The organism is Myceligenerans crystallogenes (genome assembly GCF_039529775.1).
Taxonomy (GTDB): Bacteria; Actinomycetota; Actinomycetes; order Actinomycetales; family Cellulomonadaceae; genus Myceligenerans; species Myceligenerans crystallogenes.
Genome location: NZ_BAAANL010000002.1, coordinates 1 through 20,170 on the forward strand (window position 1 = coordinate 1; position 20,170 = coordinate 20,170).

The 20,170-nt window shown below is 68.9% G+C and carries 17 protein-coding genes and 3 pseudogenes; 12 read left to right on the forward strand and 8 right to left on the reverse strand.

All coding sequences use genetic code 11. The features are described 5' to 3' along the window. Positions 1-121 precede the first annotated feature (121 nt). The gene (locus ABD208_RS04680) at positions 122-703 is read left to right on the forward strand and encodes a hypothetical protein (protein WP_344100046.1); all 582 of its coding nucleotides are present in this window, start codon (positions 122-124) and stop codon (positions 701-703) included. Positions 704-817: 114 nt separating this feature from the next. Here ABD208_RS04680 and ABD208_RS04685 read toward each other — a convergent pair whose 3' ends face one another. Then, on the reverse strand, positions 818-1,765 hold the full coding sequence (locus ABD208_RS04685; RefSeq protein WP_344100048.1) for a YaaC family protein: 948 nt from the start codon (positions 1,763-1,765) through the stop codon (positions 818-820). 408 nt (positions 1,766-2,173) lie between these two features. On the opposite strand from ABD208_RS04685, the gene ABD208_RS04690 reads away from it, so the two are divergent. Beyond that, entirely contained in the window at positions 2,174-4,003 is a 1,830-nt protein-coding gene (locus ABD208_RS04690; protein WP_344100050.1) for a DUF4209 domain-containing protein, read from the forward strand. 121 nt (positions 4,004-4,124) lie between these two features. Then, a complete protein-coding gene (locus ABD208_RS04695) occupies positions 4,125-4,652 on the forward strand; it encodes an NUDIX domain-containing protein (protein ID WP_344100052.1) in 528 nt (175 codons plus the stop codon). 12 nt (positions 4,653-4,664) lie between these two features. On the opposite strand, the gene ABD208_RS04700 is transcribed toward ABD208_RS04695, so the two are convergent. From ABD208_RS04700 to ABD208_RS20455, 3 genes and pseudogenes are all read right to left on the reverse strand, one after another. After that, on the reverse strand, positions 4,665-5,807 hold the full coding sequence (locus tag ABD208_RS04700; RefSeq protein WP_344100054.1) for an acyl-CoA dehydrogenase family protein: 1,143 nt from the start codon (positions 5,805-5,807) through the stop codon (positions 4,665-4,667). A gap of 23 nt (positions 5,808-5,830) precedes the next feature. Then, positions 5,831-6,145: pseudogene (locus ABD208_RS20450) on the reverse strand (DapH/DapD/GlmU-related protein); the annotation flags it as partial. A 210-nt stretch (positions 6,146-6,355) separates the two neighbouring features. Next, a pseudogene (locus ABD208_RS20455) lies at positions 6,356-6,565 on the reverse strand (hypothetical protein); the annotation flags it as partial. A gap of 102 nt (positions 6,566-6,667) precedes the next feature. Between ABD208_RS20455 and ABD208_RS04710 the strand changes: the two are divergent. The 3 genes from ABD208_RS04710 to ABD208_RS04720 all read left to right on the forward strand — a co-directional run bounded on the left by ABD208_RS04710 (position 6,668) and on the right by ABD208_RS04720 (position 10,340). Continuing rightward, the gene (locus tag ABD208_RS04710; RefSeq protein WP_344100058.1) at positions 6,668-7,873 is read left to right on the forward strand and encodes a helix-turn-helix domain-containing protein; all 1,206 of its coding nucleotides are present in this window, start codon (positions 6,668-6,670) and stop codon (positions 7,871-7,873) included. A 255-nt stretch (positions 7,874-8,128) separates the two neighbouring features. Further along, a complete protein-coding gene (locus ABD208_RS04715; protein ID WP_344100060.1) occupies positions 8,129-9,829 on the forward strand; it encodes a hypothetical protein in 1,701 nt (566 codons plus the stop codon). A 229-nt stretch (positions 9,830-10,058) separates the two neighbouring features. Next, on the forward strand, positions 10,059-10,340 hold the full coding sequence (locus tag ABD208_RS04720; RefSeq protein ID WP_344100062.1) for a DUF433 domain-containing protein: 282 nt from the start codon (positions 10,059-10,061) through the stop codon (positions 10,338-10,340). 29 nt (positions 10,341-10,369) lie between these two features. Here the strand turns inward: ABD208_RS04720 and ABD208_RS04725 are convergent. Continuing rightward, a pseudogene (locus tag ABD208_RS04725) lies at positions 10,370-11,562 on the reverse strand (IS3 family transposase); the annotation flags it as partial. A 470-nt stretch (positions 11,563-12,032) separates the two neighbouring features. Here ABD208_RS04725 and ABD208_RS04730 point away from each other — a divergent pair. Next, entirely contained in the window at positions 12,033-12,632 is a 600-nt protein-coding gene (locus tag ABD208_RS04730; RefSeq protein WP_344100064.1) for a methylated-DNA--[protein]-cysteine S-methyltransferase, read from the forward strand. 79 nt (positions 12,633-12,711) lie between these two features. On the opposite strand, the gene ABD208_RS04735 is transcribed toward ABD208_RS04730, so the two are convergent. The 3 genes from ABD208_RS04735 to ABD208_RS04745 all read right to left on the reverse strand — a co-directional run bounded on the left by ABD208_RS04735 (position 12,712) and on the right by ABD208_RS04745 (position 15,976). Next, the gene (locus ABD208_RS04735; RefSeq protein WP_344100066.1) at positions 12,712-13,224 is read right to left on the reverse strand and encodes an O-acetyl-ADP-ribose deacetylase; all 513 of its coding nucleotides are present in this window, start codon (positions 13,222-13,224) and stop codon (positions 12,712-12,714) included. Next, a complete protein-coding gene (locus tag ABD208_RS04740) occupies positions 13,224-14,243 on the reverse strand; it encodes an LLM class flavin-dependent oxidoreductase (protein ID WP_344100068.1) in 1,020 nt (339 codons plus the stop codon). Before ABD208_RS04740 ends, ABD208_RS04735 begins: the two co-directional genes overlap by 1 nt. A gap of 77 nt (positions 14,244-14,320) precedes the next feature. Further along, positions 14,321-15,976: an HNH endonuclease signature motif containing protein gene (locus ABD208_RS04745; protein ID WP_344100070.1), complete on the reverse strand. Its 1,656-nt coding sequence runs from the start codon at positions 15,974-15,976 to the stop codon at positions 14,321-14,323. A gap of 243 nt (positions 15,977-16,219) precedes the next feature. Between ABD208_RS04745 and ABD208_RS04750 the strand changes: the two genes are divergently transcribed. The 5 genes from ABD208_RS04750 to ABD208_RS04770 all read left to right on the forward strand — a co-directional run bounded on the left by ABD208_RS04750 (position 16,220) and on the right by ABD208_RS04770 (position 20,089). After that, positions 16,220-16,786, forward strand: a complete 567-nt coding sequence (locus ABD208_RS04750) for a putative immunity protein (RefSeq protein ID WP_344100072.1) — start codon at positions 16,220-16,222, stop codon at positions 16,784-16,786. 98 nt (positions 16,787-16,884) lie between these two features. Continuing rightward, positions 16,885-17,688, forward strand: a complete 804-nt coding sequence (locus ABD208_RS04755; protein ID WP_344100074.1) for an SDR family oxidoreductase — start codon at positions 16,885-16,887, stop codon at positions 17,686-17,688. Between the two features lie 17 nt (positions 17,689-17,705). Continuing rightward, a complete protein-coding gene (locus ABD208_RS04760) occupies positions 17,706-18,284 on the forward strand; it encodes a TetR/AcrR family transcriptional regulator (RefSeq protein ID WP_344100076.1) in 579 nt (192 codons plus the stop codon). 3 nt (positions 18,285-18,287) lie between these two features. Then, complete coding sequence (locus ABD208_RS04765; RefSeq protein WP_344100078.1) at positions 18,288-19,331, forward strand: NADPH:quinone oxidoreductase family protein; 1,044 nt, start codon at positions 18,288-18,290, stop codon at positions 19,329-19,331. Further along, positions 19,328-20,089 carry a glucose 1-dehydrogenase gene (locus ABD208_RS04770; protein ID WP_344100081.1) on the forward strand — a complete coding sequence of 254 codons (762 nt, stop codon included), beginning with the start codon at positions 19,328-19,330 and terminating at the stop codon, positions 20,087-20,089. Before ABD208_RS04765 ends, ABD208_RS04770 begins: the two co-directional genes overlap by 4 nt. The last annotated feature ends 81 nt before the right edge of the window (positions 20,090-20,170 follow it).

The window sequence follows — 20,170 nt, forward strand, 5'->3', positions numbered from 1 at the left end:
CAACTAGGACAAAAACCACGGCGGAGGGGTCAATTCCAATCCGTCGCCAGGGGGTCAGTTCTAACCCGTCGTTGACAGGGCCGACCTGATCGCGTCGGCGGTGACTCTTGCGGACGGTTCCATGTATCGCACGCCGCTCGACAAGAAGGTGCGCCACGTCCAGTCGGCGTTGAACGCACTATCTGCCGCTCACCTTGTCGAACTCGTACCCGGGAACAAACGACGCGTCTATGACGGCTTTCGCCTGCTCGACGAACGCGCGGGCCTTAACCGGGAGGGCAGCGCACTGCTGCCGTACGCCACACCAGATAGTGAAGATTCGTGCCTGGCGTTACCTGCCTCGTTCATCAACGAGGGCTGGATCCACGTACTGGAGGACAGCGAGATCGTCCTGCTCATGATGGTCGCCTGCGGTATCGGGAACCTGGAGACGCTGCCGCAGGTCGCGATTCCCAGCAGGGTCCGCCTGCTGAAATACGGCATCGGCCGCGACTCCTACTCCACCGCCCACCCGATGCTCGCCCAGTTTGGGCTCCTCGAAGTCGAAGAGATCGGACGGCAAGACGACGGCCGCGTCCTCGGATACGGCGACGACGACGGCGCAGCGCACGTACACCGCCTCCGGCTGATGGACGACGCCTTCGAGAAGCCGGCACGCGAGACCGTCACGAAAGCGATCAAGGACGCGCTCGATCGAAGCTAGCAGCCGCCCCAGCTCTGACTGTTCGACGGCCAGGAACGCTCCGCGATGGCTCCACCGTCCCGGGCTAACTGCCAAAAGGCAATGGAGGTTGTCCGTTTGGCAGGTCGGAGTGCACTACTCTGGTTCCGTTCGAACCAGGGTTCGGTGAATCAGTTCGGGTAGGGCCTTGAGGGCGTACTCGCCTATGTGCTCGATCGTCACAGCCTCGTCGCTTCTGTCGACGTCGACCATGGCCGCCCACTTGGTCGGTTCGTATCGGATATGATGCGCCATCGCGAACAGGACAGCCCACCACAGCAGGTACGGATGGACGGCAAGGTCGGCCCCCGCGCCGCGGGGGTAGATCAAGACCGAGCGTCCATTGTCGTCACTGAACTCGTGGAGGGGGGCGCCCGAGTCTTCAAAGCCAGGGTGTCTGCGCCCCGGCCAGGCGAGCCCGACCCAGCGAGTGCCGCCTCCTCCTCGGAGATCGAAGTGTTCTGGTGTCGGGTCGTACAGTTCAGCATCGCGCAACGTGGGGTATTGCTGTAGTTGCTCTCGCACATGCGCGCGATAGGCGTCGTAGTGCTTGGCCAGGCGTTTGCCAATGGGCGGCAGCTCCATCGCCCAAGTTGCCGCTGGCACCGCAAGATCTGCCCGCAGTGAGCCACCCACCTTCGTTTGCTCTGGGCTTGTGAGCTCCAGACGAAGAGGCATATGCGCATGCTCGGGACTGTCCAGCGCGAACCGGGTACCGAGGGAGAGCAATCGAGAAAGAGAACCGACCGTCTGTTCCTCCGGGACCGACGCGCGGCCGAGAGCGGCCGCAACATCGCGAAAGTGACCCTTCTTCTGGTCCATAACCAGAGCCTGAGATAGGTGATCGCCGATGGACGCACCTACCACGGTCAGTCCATGCCCTCCCGATCGGTGCCAGTCGGAATCCTCCTGAGCCACCGCCCTCAGCGCTCTGCCAGTCTGAGCGAGACCATAGAACACGAGCAGCGCTCGCGTCTCTGGACCGACCGCCGCCGCTGCACGAAAGAACTGCTCGGCCTGCTCCAGCGCGGCGGAGAACAACATGCGTCGCTCCTGGTCACGGCGAGCCAGGCCGGGTGGATCCTGGCGCAATGCCCTCAGCATGCGCCAAGCCGTCCCGCGTGGAGTCGTTCCAATCTCGCCCCACGACGTCCCATATACGTATTTCACGATGTCAGGGTGCCACAAGCAGCCTCTCTCATGGTCACGGACGCGCCGAGTCAGGGGAACGACTGGCCCGCGTGGCTGGCGAGTGCCCCCAGGACACGCGCTGGGGGATTCGGCCGCACTCCAATAATTCCGACCGCCCAGAGCTGTCACTTTGGCTCCCGGTTCAACCCGGCCTGGCGAGCACGGCTCGGATCCGCTGCCATAAGTGGCGTTGGTCAGCGCAGAGTGCCAACGATCGTCAAATCGCGTGACCTGGCTGGCCGTCGAGATTATGGTCTCTCCATGACTTTGACGGTCGAAGCGTTCCGAGCGGTTGCCTCGCAGGTCAGCAAGGCCGAGGGGACTCCGAGTGATCTCCACGACATGGAGAGAGACCTTCGCTCCGTGCCAGCCGAAGCGGACGATGACCAACGTGACGTCCAGGCGCTGTTGGCCGACATCTGCTCCTACGACCTCGCGCAGCCACTAGATGCCGCGGAACCGTATCGGGCCGCTATCTGGCTCGTCGACGGGCGACGTACCGCGATGCCTGAGGACCTGACAGAGGAGCAGATCGGTTTCTTGGCGACGATCCGCGACCAGATCGGCTCCCCATGGCTTCGCGCCAGGATCTGTGATGTGTTGTGGATCAAGAATCGTGACCATCTCGCCGCCCGTACCGCTGTGGTGACCTGGGCGGGCATCCCTGTCGACGAGAACGCTTGGTTCGAGGGTGGGGCAGCAGCCTGGGAACGTGCGCTCGATCTTTCTCAGCGGCTCAACCTAGCTGAAGGACATCAGCTGCAGCAGGCGTTGCATGATGCGGTTCTGGTAACTGAGCAGTTCGCCTTTGCGGGCCAGGTGAGCGACGTCCTGCTCGGGGCGCGGGTGCCGGCGACTGATGGGCTCGCGCTCCTGGAGCGCTTGGCGGCACTGGCGGAGGCGCGTTCAGGGGGAGAAGAGCGAGATCTCCTCGAAGCGGCCAAAGCCTGGGCGCAGCGGCTGCGAAAAGAAGAGACCCGCGCTGACTTGCTGTACAGCATCGTGCAGTCTTGGATGGCCGAGAGCGAGGAACATGCGCGTGGCGAGAGGCCTAGTGCGATGCTTGCAGCTCGCTGCCTCGAACAGGCGCTCCAGACGTTCCGGAAGATCCCACGGAAGGAGCGCGAGCGGCTAGGGATCGCGGACCTCGAACTGCAGCTCCGTGCACGACACAAGACGGCGACATCGAGCATTAACGATGAGCTGACGGCGATCCGGACCGAGTTTCCCGCCGACGGCGAGAAGATGGCAGAGCATACGAGACAGCGCATCGCCGGATGCGACCGAGGTGACGTACTTGTCGTGCTCGGAACCCTGTTCCCCGCCCGGCCATACGCGGAACTGTTCGATGTCGCACAGGCCACAGAGGAAGGTTCGATCAGCAGCCTGTTCGAGTCCGTCAGCCTGACCCCCGAAGGGCGCAAGGCGCGGGTCACGAGGGCGGATGACGAGATTCACGGGGTCCGGGCACCTGTGTGGAGGGTCATGGAGCGCGCCTTCAACTTGATGGCCGCACTAACGGTTCGTGAGGGCCTGGCGCCCGCGCTCGCGGTAGTCCAGGCCGAGCATGCCCTGCGGGAGCAGGACTTCGCCGATCTCGTTGCGGAGTGCGGGCAGGTTCCGGCCGACCATCGCTATCTCTTCACCCATGGCCTCTGGTGCATCTACAAGGGTGACATCGCGGCGGGCATCCACATCCTGGTGCCCCAGATCGAGGCTTTCGTGCGGACACATCTCCAGTTCCACGGTGTGGCAACGACGACGATCGACAAGGAGGACAGCGTCGAGAACGAGGTGGGCCTGTCCACCTTGGTTCGGAAGGACGAGATGGAGCAGGTCTTCGGACCGGACCTCACGTTGTACTTCCGAATGATGTTCGAAGGCCCGGCAGGCTTGAACGTGCGAAACACGGTAGCGCACGGAGTCTTGACCGACGATGCCGTGGAGACCGTAACCAACCTCTTCGTCTGGTGGTTCGCTCTCTATCTCGTGACGATGCCAGTGGCAGTGAGACGTCGTACCCGATCTGACGTGGGCTCGACAGAGGAAGATCTTGCGGGAGGAGGCCCGGTCGCGGCGAACGACGAGTAGGACGTGACGCCTGACGTCACCGGTAGGGGTCTACGTTCGCTGCGCGTCTAGCTGGTGGAGGCGCCGTAGGGATGTCAGGGCGGTGGCGGCGCGCTCGTCGTGGTGGGGCTAGTTTCGAGGGATGGCGACGATTCTTGAGCAGCCCTCGGGCAAGGGCATTGGTTCGGCGGAGCACACGCGGTCGGTTCCGCGGAAGCGGTCGGCGTCGACGATGGTGTTCACCGACGGTGCGGGCCGGGTGTTGTTGTGCGAGCCGACGTACAAGCAGGTGTGGGAGGCGCCGGGCGGCGCGGTCGAGGTGGACGAGTCGCCGCGTGACGCGGCCGGGCGTGAGGTGCGTGAGGAACTGGGCTTGGTCGTCGAGCCGGGCCGGCTGGTCGCGGTGGACTACGTGCCGCCTCTGGAGGGTCGTACGGAGGGTCTGATCTTCGTGTACGACGGTGGCCGGCTGAGCGAGCAACAGGCCGCGTCGATCTGTCTAGCTGACGATGAGCTGCGCTCGTGGGCGTGGTGCACTGTCGTGCAGGTGCGTGAGCGGATGCGTCCGCTGGTCGCGCGTCGTGTGGAGGCCGCGCTCGGCGCGATCGCGGGCGGTGGTGTGGTGGAGCTGGAGAACGGCTACCCGGTCGGCGTGAAGCCGCCCGAGTAACCGCCCGCCGTTTCAGGCGGCTTGCAGGCGCGGTCTTCCTGTGGCCGCGCGTAGGAGTTCGGCGCCGCCGGAGCGGTACAGGGAGTCGTGGATCCCGTCGGCGTACTGCAGTGCGGCCAGGTCCGTGCGGGCCTTGGCGATGGGGTGGTCGTGCTGGAACCCGACCGCGCCGACAAGTGGTGCCAGGGCCTCGGTGGTGCGGCAGGCGGTGTCGACGCCGTGGGCTTTGCCGAGCCGGGCGGCAAGGTCGTGGCTGTCGGGGTGGGTGGCGTGCAGGGCGAGCAGGGTTGCGGCGTTGATCTGCGCCCAGGCGGACCCGAGTGCGATCAGCGCGTTGTCCCGGATCCGCGGTATGACGCCACGGGCCGAACGGTCGGCCAGGAGCCCGCGTACGCGGTCGTGCACGCTGGCGGCCGTGCCGAGCGCGCACAGGGTGACCAGGGGCCGGAACCGGGTGAAGTGCTCGCGGAAGATCCGCAGACCCTGCCCGGCCTCGCCGATGAGTTGGGTGGTGGGGTCGACGTCGACGGCGTCGAACGTGAGCATGCCCCACGACCAGCCGCCGAGCCCGGAGGGTGTCCGGGGTTCGCGGACCAGCCCGGGTGCGGTCGCGTCGATGACGACGGCGGAGATCGTTCCGGCGGGGTCGCGCAGGAACACGACGAACGCGTCGGACTCGGTCAGGCGTGAGACCCAGCACTTGCTCCCGCTCACCCGCCACAGCCCGCCTGGCAGTGGGTGGGCGGTGGTGGTGATTTCCTGGATGCGGGAGCCGCCGTGCGCCTCGGTCGCGGCGATCCCGACCAGTGCCCCGCGTGCGAGCCGGTCCGCCCAGCTGCGGGCCAGCGGGCCGGGGGCGTGATCGAGGATCATCTGCCCGTGTCCGGTACCGGTGGCCTCGCGCAGGTCCAGGTCGCGGTATCCGGCGAGGAACTGTGCTCCGGCCTGCCACAGCCCGCTGCCGTGGTGCGTGGAGAGCTGGGTCCGGACGCGGCGCAGCCACCGCGACCGTGCCGCGGGATCGCCCGGCCCGGGGTCGCCGACGGCGACGTCGTCGAGCGCGGCGTCCAGGCGCTGCCAGCCAGCCCACAGGTTAGGGTCGAGGTCGAGGTCGAGGCTCGGGCGTAGTGCCTGGAGCCAGTCCAGGCCGGTCATGACCGGCCTGCGTTCTGGCGGGCGGGGTTGCCGAACACGGTGACGCCGGGGGCGACGTCGCGGGTGACGACCGAGCCCGCGCCGACCAGCGCGCCGACGCCGATGATGACGCCGGGCAGCAGCACGGCCCCGGTGCCGACCTTCGCGCCGGCCTCGATGCGCGGCGGGCGCAGCGGCTCCTGGTGGTCGGGGTCGCGCCAGATGAGGTGCTTGTCGTTGATCGTGGCGACCCGCGCGCCGATGAACGCGTCGTTGCCGATGTGCATGCGCGCGGTCAGGTGGGTCAGCGGGGAGCAGCGCACCCGGTCCCCGATCCGGGTTTCGCGCTCGACGGTCATCAGGTGCCCCAGCTGGCTGCCGGCACCGACGACGACGCCGGTACGCAGTAGCGTGCTGTGCCCGATCACGGTCTCGGCACCGATCCGCGCGCCGGCGTAGACGACCGCGCCGGCGCGCAGGACGACGCCATCGTGCAGGATCGTGGTCGCGCCGTGCCCGTCGTGGTGGCCGCGCAGCGCGTACCTGGTCTCGGGTTCCCCGACGATCGCGTGGTGCCCGATCTCGACGCCGTCGCCGAGGCGGGTCCCGCCGTGCACGACGGCGAACGCTCCGACGCGCGCTCCGGCACCGATGACCACGGGCCGGTGCCGGCCGAGTCGGTCGGCTGTGATCAGGACGGCGGTGGGGTGGATGAGCGCGTCCGGGGCGATCTGGGCTCGGCCGTGATCGATCGCGTCGGCCCACTGTGGTGTTGCCATCTTCGATCTCCTTCGCTCGGCTTTCCTGCCGCTGGCCCTCTTTCGCCGGCGTCGGCGGGTCCGTACCCTCAGAATGTCGGCTCACCTGGGGAGACGGAACAGATGGCACGGTCACAACCGGTCACAACGACAGGAGCGCGGCTGCGCCTGGCCCGTGAAGCCGCAGGTCTGAGCCGTGAGCAGATGGCAGCGTTGACTCACTTCGGCAAGACCACCCTCACCTATGCTGAACAGGGCAAGCGCCGGATCACCCCCGAGCTGGTCGCCGCCTACGAACGGCACCTCGGCACCGGGATCCTGGATCCGATCGCCAACCTCGAGCACGTGGGAAGAGGAGACGTGGACAGACGGTCCTTCATCCGCACCGCCGCCTACACCGCGGGCCTCGGAGCCCTCGCACTAGCCGGCGGGGACGACCTCGCGCGCCTGGCCGCCCACACCGACACCTCAGCCACCGGCGCCACAACCATCGAGGCCCTGCGCCGCATGACCGACTCGATGATCGCCGTGGACGAGACTCTCGGCGGTGGCGTGGGCCGGACCGCGGTCGCGGAGTTCCTCGCGACCGACGTCGCCGCCGTCCTGCGCGGCCGGTTCATCTCCGAGCAGGTACGAGCCGACGCGTTCTCCGCCGCGGCTGAGGTCGCCTACCTCGCAGGCTGGAAAGCACACGACGCGGGCCTGGACGGGCTCGCGCAGCGGTACTACCTGTCCGCGCTCGACCTGACCCGCGAATCCGGCGACGCCGGACACGAAGCATTCGTGCTGCGGATCCTGGCCCTGCAGGGCTGCGACGTCGGCCAGAAGACCTACTCGGTCCGGCTCGCCGAAGCCAGCCGCGACCGCGCCCGGCAGGCAAGGCTCGACCCGGACACCGAAGCACTGTTCTACCTGGTCGTCGCACGCTGCCAGGCCGAGACCGGCGAACACGCCGCCGCGGCACGCACCATTGCCCGCGCGCCCTCGCTCAACGCCGAGGTGAGCGAGCAGTTCCCGCGCTGGGCTGCCCAGTGGGGACCGCACAAGGGACCGGTACTGCGCCAGTCGTCCAAGACGTTCACCGCGATGAACGACACCGCCGAGGCCGCGAGCTTCCTGACCGAGGTCACCGGGATCTGGGACCCTGCCGGAAACGCCCGCATCTGGGCGCTGTCCATGGCCGAACTCGGACACGCCCAATGGCGCAACGCCGACCCCGCAGCCGCCACCAGCACCTGGAACACCGCACTACCCGTCCTGGACCAGATCAGCTCCGACCGCACCCGCAAACAAGCCGCGAAAATTCGCCACACCCTCCGGACCGCCTGAGGTGGGTCGGTAGGCAAATGCCGGTTGCGCCGGCATGCCTGTTGCCTGCGACTCGGTCGGCCCTGCCCCACGGTGCATGCGTGTGCGGGCCGCAAGCGGCAGACTCGCCGTCATGTGGTCACGGCTCAAGAGCCGCACGGTTGCCCGTGCGCGCACAGCGTGTGCGATTCATGCACGCGTCGATTGGTTAGGCGTGCGAGCGCATCGCTGAAGGTGAAGGGTCTGACCGAGGCTATGGTACTAACGTCGGTGTCTATGAGGGATGACTTCCTGTATCCGTGGACCACATGTGGGCGCGAGGATTTCGATCGGGTAGTTGAGCTGCTACTTCAGCGCAGGCACCAACCAGGCCCGGGACATGCGCAAGCAGTCGACGGTCGCGGCGGTGATGAGGGTATCGATGTCGACGTGACGCTTCCCGGCGGCGCGATCACTACGATCTACCAGCTGAAGTACTTTCCTGAAGGTTTCTCAGGCGGCTGGTCAAAGACGCGACGTGCGCAGATCAAGAGTTCTTTCCAATCAGCGATGGCGCACCAGCCGAGGTCTTGGGTACTAGTCATTCCCGCGAGGCCGACGCCGAAGGAGCGCAAGTGGGTCCGCAGTCTCGTCGGGAAGCAGCCAGTCAAGGTTGAGATCCTTGGCAGGGACAAGCTCGATCGGATGCTTGCGGAGAGCCCAGATATCCTTCGGATGCTCATGAAGGGTCCGCTTACGGAGGCCCTGCGGCTCGCCGGAAGCGAACATCAAGCGCTCTCGACGCCTGCCGATGTTGAGAATGCGGCTATCGACTTCGGGCAGCGCGTCAACGCCCGCAGTGCATTCTGGGGCGCGAATGTCATCGTCGGAGCTGACGGCTCCGTAACGCAACAGTTGGTCCCCAAGCGTCCCGACGCGATGGAGCATGAGCCGCTCTCCTTAAAGCCGCAGTTCCGGGACGACGAAATAGGGCGCAGTGCCCAGGATCAGTGGGACGAGCTACACGGTTACGGCGGACCCGGAATCGCGATTGGCGCCGAAGCGCTTGCCTCCGTGGAGATGGACGGCCCTATGTGGTTTGCACAGGATCTCACGGACGCCGCCGTAGGCGTGGGACCCATCAACATGTCTCGAAACATGGAAATTGAGCTCCGGGTGGCCAACCGGGCGGGTGCGACGCTGCAGAGCCTGGGAGGACGTTCTCGGCTGTCTTTCGGCCAGCGCGGAAAGCGGATGGAGGTCGAACTCGAATGCGGGCTTGACGCGGTCTTCAAGATGCCCAACGGTTCCCAGGAGGGCACCGCCATGTTCATCTCGAAGCTGGACGGCCATCGCGTCACCAGCGTTGCAGACGCCCTGACGTTCATGGATTGGTTCACGCTTCACAGCAACTTGAGGCTTGAGGTGTGGGTGGACGGCAAGTTCATCTGGGTGTTCGAACTGCCGGACTCGGCCTTCGGGGACCTGGCTCCCGGTGCCACCATTAGGCAACTGGTCGACGACCTGTGCGTGCTGAGCCGGCACTTCTCAGTCTCGTTCCGTCTGCCGCACGAACTCACGTGGGCTCAGCGTGAAGAGATACGTAAGTGCCGCCTCGTCATCGACGGAAAGGTCGTAGAGGAACGCGGATACCAGGAACTCGCCGTCACACTGAACGGCTCGACCAGCGTCGCCTTCGAAGAGACGATCCACTCCGAAGCCATGGCAGTCGTCGTGGAGACCGACCTGCACTACCTGGTCCAAGGCCACAAGCTGCCGCTCAGGGCCAAGGTGTTCCATCCGCGAGCCCGCGTCACTGAACCGGATGCGGTGCTTGACGCGCTTCGGGACGGGACCGCTGCTGGAAAAAGTGTCCGCATCCGTGGCGCCGACGATTCACCCTTTCGCGTCTTCCTTGCCGAGGACCACCGGCGTGACCCTGACGAACCGCTTGCCGTTGAGCCACTGGGAATCGTCGGGGCCGAAGCATCCGCTTGAGAACATCGTTGCGAATCCTCCTTGCGCCACGGCCGTATGACGGTCCCGCATGGGCGTCATCAAACCGTTGGCTTTGGCGCACTTCCGTCGGCCGGGGACGTCGTCGTCCGCTCCCCGAATTCACGGCGTCAAGTACTGTTCCGTCCGTGGTCCGACCATCAGATGTGAGGCTGGCGCTGTACGGACGAAGCATCATTCTCGCGACGGGATCGTTGCCTACCATGGGGGTATGTCTCGGCTGGAGCGGATCACGTCGGATTCGCAGGTGTGCCACGGCAAGCCGGTGATTCGTGGGCTACGCATCCCGGTGGTCACTGTGCTGGAACTGATGGCCGGAGGCATGACACCGGAAGAGCTGCTGGAGGACTTCCCGGACCTGACGCGTGAGGATCTGCTGGCCGCGCTGGAGTACGGGGCGCTGATGGCCGGCGGTCAGGTAGCCGTGCCGCTCAATGAGGGGACTCCCCCCCCGAGTGGTGGACACGTCAGTGTGTTAACCAGCAATCGGTAGTGTAGCAGTGCTATGAGCGTTTTCGAACCGATAGGACTCATCTGGTTGCAGTAGGAGTGTCGTCGTCGCGTGCTGTAGCGGGTGACCCATCGGAAGACGGCCTTGCGGCACTCTCGGGCGCCGTTCCACCGCCGCTCACCTTGGAGGGTCTCGCGTTTGAGGGTGGCGTTGAAGCTCTCGGCCAGCGCGTTGTCCGCGCTGGTCCCGACCGCGCCCCGCGAGAGGGTCAGCCCGAGCCGTGCCGCGGCGGCGACGAAGTCGGTCGAGCAGTACTGCCGGCCGTTGTCGGAGTGGAAGACCGCTCCGGCCAGGCTCCCGCGTTTCCGGGCGGCGGCCTCCAGGGCGTCGATGACGAGCGTGTCGTGCATGTGGTCGGCGATCTGCCAGCCGACCAGGCGCCGGTTGAAACAGTCGATCGCGGTGGCCAGGTACAGGAACTGGCCGTCCCCGATCGGCAGGTAGGTGATGTCACCGACGTACCTCTGGTTCGGGCCGGCCGCCGTGAAGTCACGTTCGAGCAGGTCAGGAACCTTCACGGGGTTCTTCGCGGGCACGGTCGTGCGAACTTTCCTGCGCAGGTGGAGCCCGACGATGCCGTGCTCGCGCATCACCCGGGCCACCCGTTTCTCGTTCACGACCAGCCCGGACGCGCGCCGCTCGGCGGTCACCCGCGGGGACCCGTAGGTCCCGTCGAACTCGCCGGTGATCTCCGCGGCCAGGGCCGCGAGCCGGGCGTCGCCGGCAGCACGCTCGGCACGACGGACCGCGCCGTCACACCACTTGTAGTAGGAGGACCTGCCGACCTGCAGGACCTGACGCAGCCGCTTGACCCCGTAGGAGTCCTGGAACTCGGCAACGAACTGGAAACGGCTCACCAGGTCGTCTCGCCTGCGAAATACTTCGCGGCCTTCCGCAAGATCTCGCGCTCGGTCTCCAGCAGCGACTTGTCCGCCCGCAGCCGCTCGTTCTCCGCCCGCAACCGCTCCAGCTCCTGCACCGGCGTCTCCCGCGAACCCGCCGAACCCCCGCCGCCGCCGTCCGTCTCGGCTCGCCGAGCCGCCCGCGGCGACGTCGACACGCCCGCCGCACGCAACCACGACGACAACGTCGCGTCATGAACACCCAGGTCAGCAGCGATCTGCTTGATCGTCGCCCCCGGCGTCGAGGAGTACAACCCGACCGCGTCAGCCTTGAACTCCTCCGGGTAAAACTTCCGCACCATGCCTCGAACTCGTTTCCTCCGGACCAAACCAGGTCCAGTCTCTCGCGTGTCCACTACTCAGGGGGAAGCCCCAGGTGTGAAGCACCTCCCGGATGTCGACGGAAGTCTGCGCGGTGCGAGTAACACTCGCTCGCAACAAGCAAACTACGCTTGCGACACGCGATGGCTCTAGGATCCTATGAGAGTGCGCTGGAGCTCTGACCAGGGGCCATTCCTGTGTCCGTCATGTCGGTCAAGCGAATCGCCCTATCGCGCTCGGACATCATCCTGAAGTCGCTGACCAGGGGCAATATTGCGTTTGCACCCTGTCGGCCATGCAGTTTCACCCCTTTGCGCTCGGACATCACGAGGTTCGTCTGGTCGGTCGGGCACTGCATGGTGCGGACTCCTTCGGTCGGGGCGTTCTCGGTGGGTTCCAACGTAGCCGGTCGGGGGATGGTTCCGGCCGGTGTTGCGGTTACGGTGGGGCCGTGGGATTCGAGGATGCCGACGCGGCCGGGAGGCCGGCGGAGTTTCCGGGGGTGCTCGCGTTCGTGGTCTTCCCGACGGCGCTCGGCGAGTGCGCGATCGTGTGGCGGCAGGGCGGCGGCGAGGACGACGCCGTCGTCGGCTCCACCCTGCCGCAGGGCGGGCCGGACCAGGTGCGCCGGGCCGTGCGGCAGTGGTACCCCGGGGCCGTGGAATCGCGGCCGACGCCGATGGCGGCCTCCGCGCTGGAGGCGGTGACCCGGCTGCTGGCTCACGGAGACGGCGTCGTGGACGTCCCGCTCGACCTGAGCAGGGTTCCTGTGTTCGACCGCCGGGTCTACGAGGTGGTCCGCGCGATCCCGCCGGGGGAGACGCTCACCTACGGTGAGGTCGCCGCGCGGGTCGGTGCTCCTGGTGCGGCGCAGGCCGTCGGGCAGGCGATGGGCCGCAACCCGTTCCCGCCGCTCGTGCCGTGCCACCGGGTGCTGGCCGCGGGCCGGAAGATCGGCGGCTTCTCGGCGCGGGGCGGCGCGCTGACGAAGCTGCGGATGCTGGAGCGGGAGGGTGTCTACCTGGAGCAGCCGACGCTGTTCGACCTGTGAGCGGCGTCCGACCTGTGAGCGACGTGAGCTCAGCCTCGGACGTTCTGCTGGTAGGTCGCTGAGGGCCGCCGCGCCACGATCAGCGGGCGAGCGCCGCCTCGAACGCTGTGAGCACGCGCTGGTCGAACAGGACGAAGCGGGTCTCCTCGATCGGTGGCCCGTGCCAGCCGGTCACCGCGTCCACCGCGATCCGGGAGACGTCGTCGGCGGGCCATCCGAACGCTCCCGCGCTGACGGCGGGAAACGCGATCGACCGGGCGCCGAGTTCCGCCGCGACGTCGAGCGAACGGGTGAAGCAGGAGGCGAGGAGCGTGGGGTCGGTCTGGCCGCGGTTGCGGTTGGGGCCCACCGTGTGGATCACCCAGCGGGCGGGCAGGTCGAAACCGGGTGTGGCCACGGCGTCGCCGACCTCGAGGCCGTCGCGATGGGTGGTGTTGCGCAGCCGGCGGCAGGCCTCCAGGAGTTTCGGGCCCGCGGCGTGGTGGATGGCACCGTCGACACCGCCGCCCCCGAGCAGCAGCGAGTTGGCCGCGTTGACGATTGCGTCGGTGCCGGCGCGCGTGATGTCACCCTGTTCGGCGATGATCCGCATCAGCGCCATCCGAGCGCCGGGGCGACGTGCCGGACGACGTTCTCGATGACGTGGGCGTTGTAGTCGACGCCGAGCTGGTTGGGGACGGTCAGGAGCAGGGTGTCGGCGGCGGCGACGGCGGTGTCCGCGGCCAGGTCCTCGACGATCTCGTCGATCTCGCCCGCGTAGGTCTTGCCGAACCTGGCCTGGCCGCCCTCGAGGTTGCCCACCTGGTCGGTGCTGAAGCGTTCCATGCCGAAGTAGGCGCGGTCGCGGTCGTCGGTGATGGGGAAGATCGAGCGGGAGACCGAGACGCGCGGTTCGCGGGTATGTCCCGCTTCCCTCCAGGCGTCGCGGAACATCTGGATCTGCTCGGCCTGGAGCTGGTGGAACGGGACGCCGGTGTCCTCGGTCAGGAGCGTCGACGACATGAGGTTCATGCCCTGCCGGGCCGTCCACTCCGCGGTGGCACGGGATCCGGCGCCCCACCAGATGCGGTCGCGCAGGCCCTGGGACCACGGTTCGAGGCGCAGCAGGCCCGGCGGGTTGGGGAACATGGGCCGGGGGTTGGGCTCGGCGAAGCCCTCGCCTTCGAGCAGCTCCAGGAAGCGGGCGGTGCGGCGGCGGGCCATGTCGGCGTCGGACTCGCCGTCGCGCGGCTCGTGGCCGAAGTGCCGCCAGCCGTCGATGACCTGCTCGGGTGACCCGCGCGAGATGCCCAGCTGCAGGCGACCGCCCGCGATCAGGTCGGCGGCGCCCGCGTCCTCGGTCATGTACGCGGGATTCTCGTAGCGCATGTCGATGACGCCGGTGCCGATCTCGATCCGGGACGTCCGCGCCCCGACCGCCGCGAGCAGCGGGAACGGCGAGGCGAGCTGCCGGGCGAAGTGGTGCACGCGGAAGTATGCGCCGTCGGCGCCGAGTTCCTCCGCCGCGACGGCGAGTTCGATCGACTGCAGCAGGGTGTCCGCGGCCGATCGTGTGGACGACGACGCATGCGGCGTCCAGTGGCCGAACGAGAGGAATCCGATGTGCTTCACGGGTTCAGCCTGCCTCTCGTCGGGTGCGGGGCGCCACTCCTGGTCATGTGTGATTCCTGGTTCTTGAGTCACCGAGGTCAGAACGGTGGTTCTTCCGGGGCTTCGGGTGCGGGTCCGTTGGCGTCGGGTGGCGGGTTGCCCGGGCGGCGCCTGGGCGGGTCCGGTTCGGCGCCTGCCTTCCGGTCGACGGCGTCGGCGAGGGACGCCCGCGTGCGTCGTGGTAGTGGGGTCATCAGCTCCTTCAGCGTGGCGGGCGTGGGGTCGAACGGCGTCGGCGCCGTTTCGTAGCGCCGCCCGGTGGGCGCGGTCCAGTGCGTGATCCCTGTGTCCGGGTCGCGGGTTACCTGCCAGCCGTGCCGCGTCTTGAGGCGGTGGTGCGTCCGGCAGAGCGAGTGCAAGTTCTCCGCTCTGGTCTGGCCGGGCTCTCCGGGCGTGTCCGGGCGGTCGTGGTCGTAAGGCTCGATGTGGTCGAGGTCGCACCAGCGGGCGTCTGCCGTGCAGCCGGGGGCGCGGCAGGACCCGTCGCGAAGGCGTACGGCCTCGGCGAGCCGGGCCGGCGGGCGGTAGGCGCGTGTGGAGTAGTCGAGGAGGATGCCGGTGACGGGGTCGGTGACCATGCGATGCCAGACGGCGTCGGAATCGAAGGCGATACGCCTGGCGGTCGCCACGCTGATCGGCCCGAATTCGTCGAGCCACGCGGGGCCGGTGCGGTGCACGGTGCCCGTGGTGTCGTGATGTTCGGCTTCAGGTTCAGGCCCGGTGCCAGGTCCAGGTCGGGGTCCCTGTGGAGCGGGGGCGTCCAGGGAAGCTTCGGTGGTCCGCAGCGCGTCGAGTGGGACGGTGACGCGTATGACCGGGCGGCTGGGAGTCAGCCGCACGATGGGGCGCTCGTCGCGGGCGGCCACCAGGTCGTCGCCGACGTGACCCTGCTGGTCGGTCGTGCTCGGTACGGCCCCGTCGTCCCCGGTGTCGTTACGGTGCTCGGGCACGAGGCGACCGGTCAGGATCGAGGTGAAGACGTCCGCGCGAAGCTGGCCGAGAGTGCGGGAGTCCTCGGTGCGGCGCATCTGCTGGGCAAGATCGTCGACGACTCCCCACACGGCCGCGCTGTCCTGGGCCGGCAGGAACGCGGTGATGGTGCCCATCTCGTCCTCGCACACGTCATGGAAGACCCCGCGTGACGCGGCCGCGACTCTGCTCGCCTTGTCGGGATCGCAGGCACGGGCGAACTTGCGCATCTCGGTGGTGAGCCATCCGGCCGATCGTTCGGGGGCGATGGGCAGCAGCTTCTCGATCGCCTCCGCGCGCAGGGCGTCGGTCAGTGACCGGCCGGTCAGCAGCAGCGCGTCAGCGCGCGGCACGTCGACCCGTCCGGCCGACAGGTGCTCCAGCACGACCGGATGCCGCAGGCAGGCCTCGGCGCGGACCATGACCTTCCGGGCGGTCTGACGGGTCTCGTCCAGCTCGGCGGCGACCATGGTGGTCGTCTCCTCGAACCCGGTGAACCCCTCCGCACGCCTCACGAGCGCGCCGGCCGCCTGTGCCTGCAGCCCGGCGGCCCACCCGGCGACGTCGGCCGCAGCGCGGACCATCATCCCCAGCACGTCGTCGGGAAGATCCGGCACGTGCCGGGCCAGTAGGTCGAGCAGCGGCCCGGTCCGGGCGCCGTAGCCGGGGAGCAGGTGCTCGCGGGCGTGCTCGACCAGCAGCTCGACGGACGAATCCTCCTGCATGGCACCTACCCCCCCCTGACGCCCGTTCGATCGATGCGATGTTCGAATCTGATGCAAAGCTACAGAGGGAAATCAGCCATCGCTATCTCAGCCTCTAATCTGTGTGCAAACTCGGTTTTCCACAGGAATGCGTCGGCGTCAAAGTCGTGGGAACTGGTCGCGAGGGTCTCTGGCGGCGACATCGATCCGCGGGTGCCATCACGGCAGGATCTGCCCGTCGCCGACCCGTGACAGAGTTGGCCCATGGCATCCCCGCAGGCCCTCAGCGAGATCGACCGTCGTCGCGTCGCCCTGTGGGCGGCCGACTGCGCGGAACGCGTGCTCCCCCTGTTCGAGGCGGAGGCCCCGGGCGACGACCGGGTGCGGGACGGCATCGACCGGACCCGGGCCTTCGGCCGCGGCGACGTGGACACCGCCGGCGAGATCCGGCGCCGGTTCGAGACCAGCCGGGCGGCGCGGTCCGTGCAGGGTCCGGCCGCCGTGGCGGCGGTGCGCGCCGCCGGTCAGGCCTCGGCCGTCGCCCACATGGGCGCCCATGCGCTGGGGGCCGCCGCGTACGCGGCGAAGGCCGCCGCCCTGGCGGCGCCGGGGCGGCCCGGGGGACCGGAGCAGGACGACGCCCGGCGCGCGGAGGTCCGCTGGCAGCTCGACCACATCTCGGCCGACGTCCGCGCCGCCCTCCTCCGGCTGCCCCTGCTCGGGGCGGACGCGTCGGGGCCGCTGGGATCGGGCCTGCTGGCCACCGGCGTGCTCGCCACGACGATCCGGGAGATCCAGGCGCAGATGCCCGGCCTGACCCGGGCCGGCTGAGCCCGCACCTCCGCGTCCCTTCCCTCGCCGCCGTCCCCGTGATAGCTTCCTCCTACAAACCGACTAGCCGGTATGTCGCAGCCAAGGAGGGAACCCCAGTGCAGAGGTTCGCGGGCAGAGTCGCCCTGATCACCGGAGGAACCCGCGGGATCGGCCTGGCCATCGCCCGCCGCGTCGTCGCCGAGGGCGGATCCGTGGTCGTCACCGGCCGCGACGAGGCCCAGCTCGCCGCCTCCGTGGCCGAACTCGGCGGCCGCGCCTCGGGCGTCCCCGGCAAGGTGCACGACGCCGCCCACCGCGACGCCGCGATCGCCCACACCATCGACCGCTTCGGCGCCCTCCACCACCTCGTCAACAACGCCGGGATCAACCCCGCCTACGGCCCGCTGGCGGAACTCGACCCCGCCGCCGCCCGCAAGATCTTCGAGGTCAACGTGCTCGCCGCCCTCGAATGGGCGCGCGCCGCCGTGGCCGCGACGACGGTCCCGCCCCGCGACACGCCACCACCGGACAACGAGCGACCCGCCGACACGCCCCCGCCCACCACCCTCCGCTCCGTCCTCAACCTCGCCTCGGTAGCCGGCACGACAGCCTCCCCGGACATCGCCTTCTACGGCGTCTCCAAGGCCGCCCTCATCAACCTCACCCAGCAGCTCGCCCACGAACTGGCCCCGGCGATCCGCGTCAACGCCCTCGCCCCCGCCGTCATCAGGACCAAGCTCGCCCGCGCCCTCTACGAGGGCCGCGAGGCCGAGGCCGCCGCCCGCTACCCGCTCGCCCGCCTCGGCGAGCCCGACGACGTCGCGGGCCCCGCCGCGTTCCTCCTGTCCGACGACGCCGCCTGGATCACCGGCCAGACCCTCCTGGTCGACGGCGGCTCGAGCCTGCACCCCGGCCTCTGAGTGGGTGAGGATGAGCCATGCGCACAACCAACGTCGCCGAGCAGGTCATGAAGGCAGCCCTGGACCTCTTCGCCACGCAGGGCTACACGAGCACGAGCGTGCAGCAGATCGTCGCCGCCGCGGGCGTGACCAAGGGCGCGATGTACCACTACTTCACGTCCAAGGACGACCTGCTCTTCGCGATCTACGAGCGCCTGCTGAACCTGCAGAAGCGCAGGCTCGACGAGATCACGGCCCAGGGCGGCCCCGCCGCCGGGGTGCTGCGAGCCGTCTGCGAGGACGTCATCGTCACCTCGATCGACTTCCTGCCCGAGGGCACCGTGTTCTTCCGGAGCATGCACATGCTCACCCCGGAACGCCTCAAGGAGGTCAAGCGCCGCCGCCGCGAGTACCACGACGAGGTCGCCGAGCTGATCCGGCGCGGCCAGGCCGAGGGGGCGTTCCGCACCGACATCCCCGTGCACATCCTCATCGCGCACTTCTACTCCGACGTGCACTACCTGTCCCACTGGTACTCGCCCACCGGCCCCGAGGACAAGCACGAGGTCGCGGCCCAGCTCACCGACCTGTTCCTGCGAAGTATCGAGAAGGAGTGAGACATGGGTGACAACGACGTCACCGCACCACCCGCCACGCCCGCCCGGATGGCGGCCTGGCAGGTCACCGCCCACGGCGAACCGCGTGAGGTCATGCGCCTGGCCGAGGTCGCCGTCCCTGAGCCGGGCCCCGGCGAGGTCCTGATCCGCGTGCGCACCGTCGCGGTCAACTTCCCCGACGTGCTCCTCGCGCGCGGCGAATACCAGGAACGCCCCGAACTGCCGTTCACGCCCGGCATCGAGCTGTGCGGCGACGTCGTCGCGATCGGTCCCGCCACCACCCGTTTCCACGTCGGCGACCGCGTCGTCGGCTCCAAGATCGGCGTCCTCGCCCGGTACGCCGTCGTCCCCGCCGTCGCCGTCCGCCGCGCCCCCGCCGTGCTGGACGACGCCGAGGCCGCCGCCCTCACCATCGCCTACCAGACCGCCTGGTTCGCCCTGCACCACCGCGCGCTGCTCGCACCCGGCGAGACCCTGCTCGTGCACGCCGCCGCCGGAGGCGTCGGCAGCGCCGCCGTGCAGCTCGGCAAGGCGGCCGGCGCCCGGGTCGTCGCCGTCGTCGGCAGCGCGGCGAAGGCCCGGGTCGCGAAGGCGCTCGGCGCCGACGTCGTGCACCTGCGCGACGACGACTGGAGCTCGGCGGTCAAGGCGGCCGGCGGCGCCGACGTCGTCTTCGACCCCGTCGGCGGCGACGCCTTCGAGGGCTCGGCCCGCTGCGTCCGGTTCGAGGGCCGGATCGTCGTGGTCGGCTTCGCGAGCGGCCACCTGCCGCGCGTCCGCCCCGACCTCGCGCTCGTCAAGAACTACGGCGTGCTGGGCCTGCACTGGGCCCTCTACCAGAACCGCCGGCCGGACCTCGTCGAGGAGGCCCACGCGGAACTCACGCGACTGGCCGACGCGGGGATCGTGCGCCCCGTCGTGGCCGGCGTCGTCCCGTTCGCCGACGCGCCCGAGGCGGTCGAACGCCTCGCGTCCGGGACGACGACGGGCCGCCTGGTCATCGACGTCGCCGGAGGCGGCGCACCGGCGCGGGGCGGGGACCGATGACGCGGCGACCCGCGGCGGCGGCCCTGCTGGACCTCGCCGGACGCACCGCGATCGTGACCGGCGGCGCCCGCGGGATCGGCGAGACCTCCGTCCGCACGCTGCACGACGCCGGCGCGCACGTCGTCATCGCCGACGTCCTGGCCGACGAGGGCAGGGCGCTGGCCGGTGCGCTGGGCGAACGCGCGAGCTGGGCCGACCTGGACGTGACCGACGAGGCGGCCTGGGACCGTGTGGTCGGCGAGACGGTCGCCGGGCGGGGCGCCGTCGACGTGCTGGTCAACAACGCCGGCATCGCCAACGCCGCCCCGGTCGAGCACTTCACGCTCGCCAAGTGGGAGGCCGTGATGCGGGTCAACGTCACGGGAACGTTCCTGGGCTGCCGTGCCGTCGTGCCGCCGATGAAGGCGGCGGGCCGCGGCTCGATCGTCAACGTGTCCTCGGTGGAGGGCCTGTTCGGCAGCCCGCACCTGCACGGCTACACGGCGTCCAAGTTCGCGGTGCGCGGGCTGACGAAGTCGCTCGCGGTGGAGCTCGGCCCGTCCGGCATCCGGGTCAACTCGGTGCATCCCGGCTTCATCGACACGGCGATGACGGCGAGGATCGACCCCGGACGCCTCGACATCCCGCTGGCCCGCCCCGGGGTCCCGGACGACCTCGCGGGGACCGTCCTGTACCTGGCGAGCGACGCGTCGTCGTACGTCACGGGCACGGAGCTCGTCGTGGACGGCGGCATGACGACCGGCATCCCCCACAAGTAGCCCCCCAGCACCCCGGACCTACGGACGGACCACGACCATGACATACCGGCCAGACGGTTTATCCGGCGAATCGCCGCCGCG

Coding starts and splice junctions, on each gene's coding strand:
- ABD208_RS04680 (WP_344100046.1), top strand. CDS start 122: ATGTATCGCACGCCGCTCGACAAGAAGGTGCGCCACGTCCAGTCGGCG.
- ABD208_RS04720 (WP_344100062.1), top strand. CDS start 10,059: ATGTCTCGGCTGGAGCGGATCACGTCGGATTCGCAGGTGTGCCACGGC.
- ABD208_RS04760 (WP_344100076.1), top strand. CDS start 17,706: ATGCGCACAACCAACGTCGCCGAGCAGGTCATGAAGGCAGCCCTGGAC.
- ABD208_RS04700 (WP_344100054.1), bottom strand. CDS start 5,807: ATGACCGGCCTGGACTGGCTCCAGGCACTACGCCCGAGCCTCGACCTC.
- ABD208_RS04710 (WP_344100058.1), top strand. CDS start 6,668: ATGGCACGGTCACAACCGGTCACAACGACAGGAGCGCGGCTGCGCCTG.
- ABD208_RS04715 (WP_344100060.1), top strand. CDS start 8,129: ATGAGGGATGACTTCCTGTATCCGTGGACCACATGTGGGCGCGAGGAT.
- ABD208_RS04765 (WP_344100078.1), top strand. CDS start 18,288: ATGGGTGACAACGACGTCACCGCACCACCCGCCACGCCCGCCCGGATG.
- ABD208_RS04695 (WP_344100052.1), top strand. CDS start 4,125: ATGGCGACGATTCTTGAGCAGCCCTCGGGCAAGGGCATTGGTTCGGCG.
- ABD208_RS04735 (WP_344100066.1), bottom strand. CDS start 13,224: ATGCGGATCATCGCCGAACAGGGTGACATCACGCGCGCCGGCACCGAC.
- ABD208_RS04690 (WP_344100050.1), top strand. CDS start 2,174: ATGACTTTGACGGTCGAAGCGTTCCGAGCGGTTGCCTCGCAGGTCAGC.
- ABD208_RS04745 (WP_344100070.1), bottom strand. CDS start 15,976: ATGCAGGAGGATTCGTCCGTCGAGCTGCTGGTCGAGCACGCCCGCGAG.
- ABD208_RS04685 (WP_344100048.1), bottom strand. CDS start 1,765: ATGTTGTTCTCCGCCGCGCTGGAGCAGGCCGAGCAGTTCTTTCGTGCA.
- ABD208_RS04770 (WP_344100081.1), top strand. CDS start 19,328: ATGACGCGGCGACCCGCGGCGGCGGCCCTGCTGGACCTCGCCGGACGC.
- ABD208_RS04750 (WP_344100072.1), top strand. CDS start 16,220: ATGGCATCCCCGCAGGCCCTCAGCGAGATCGACCGTCGTCGCGTCGCC.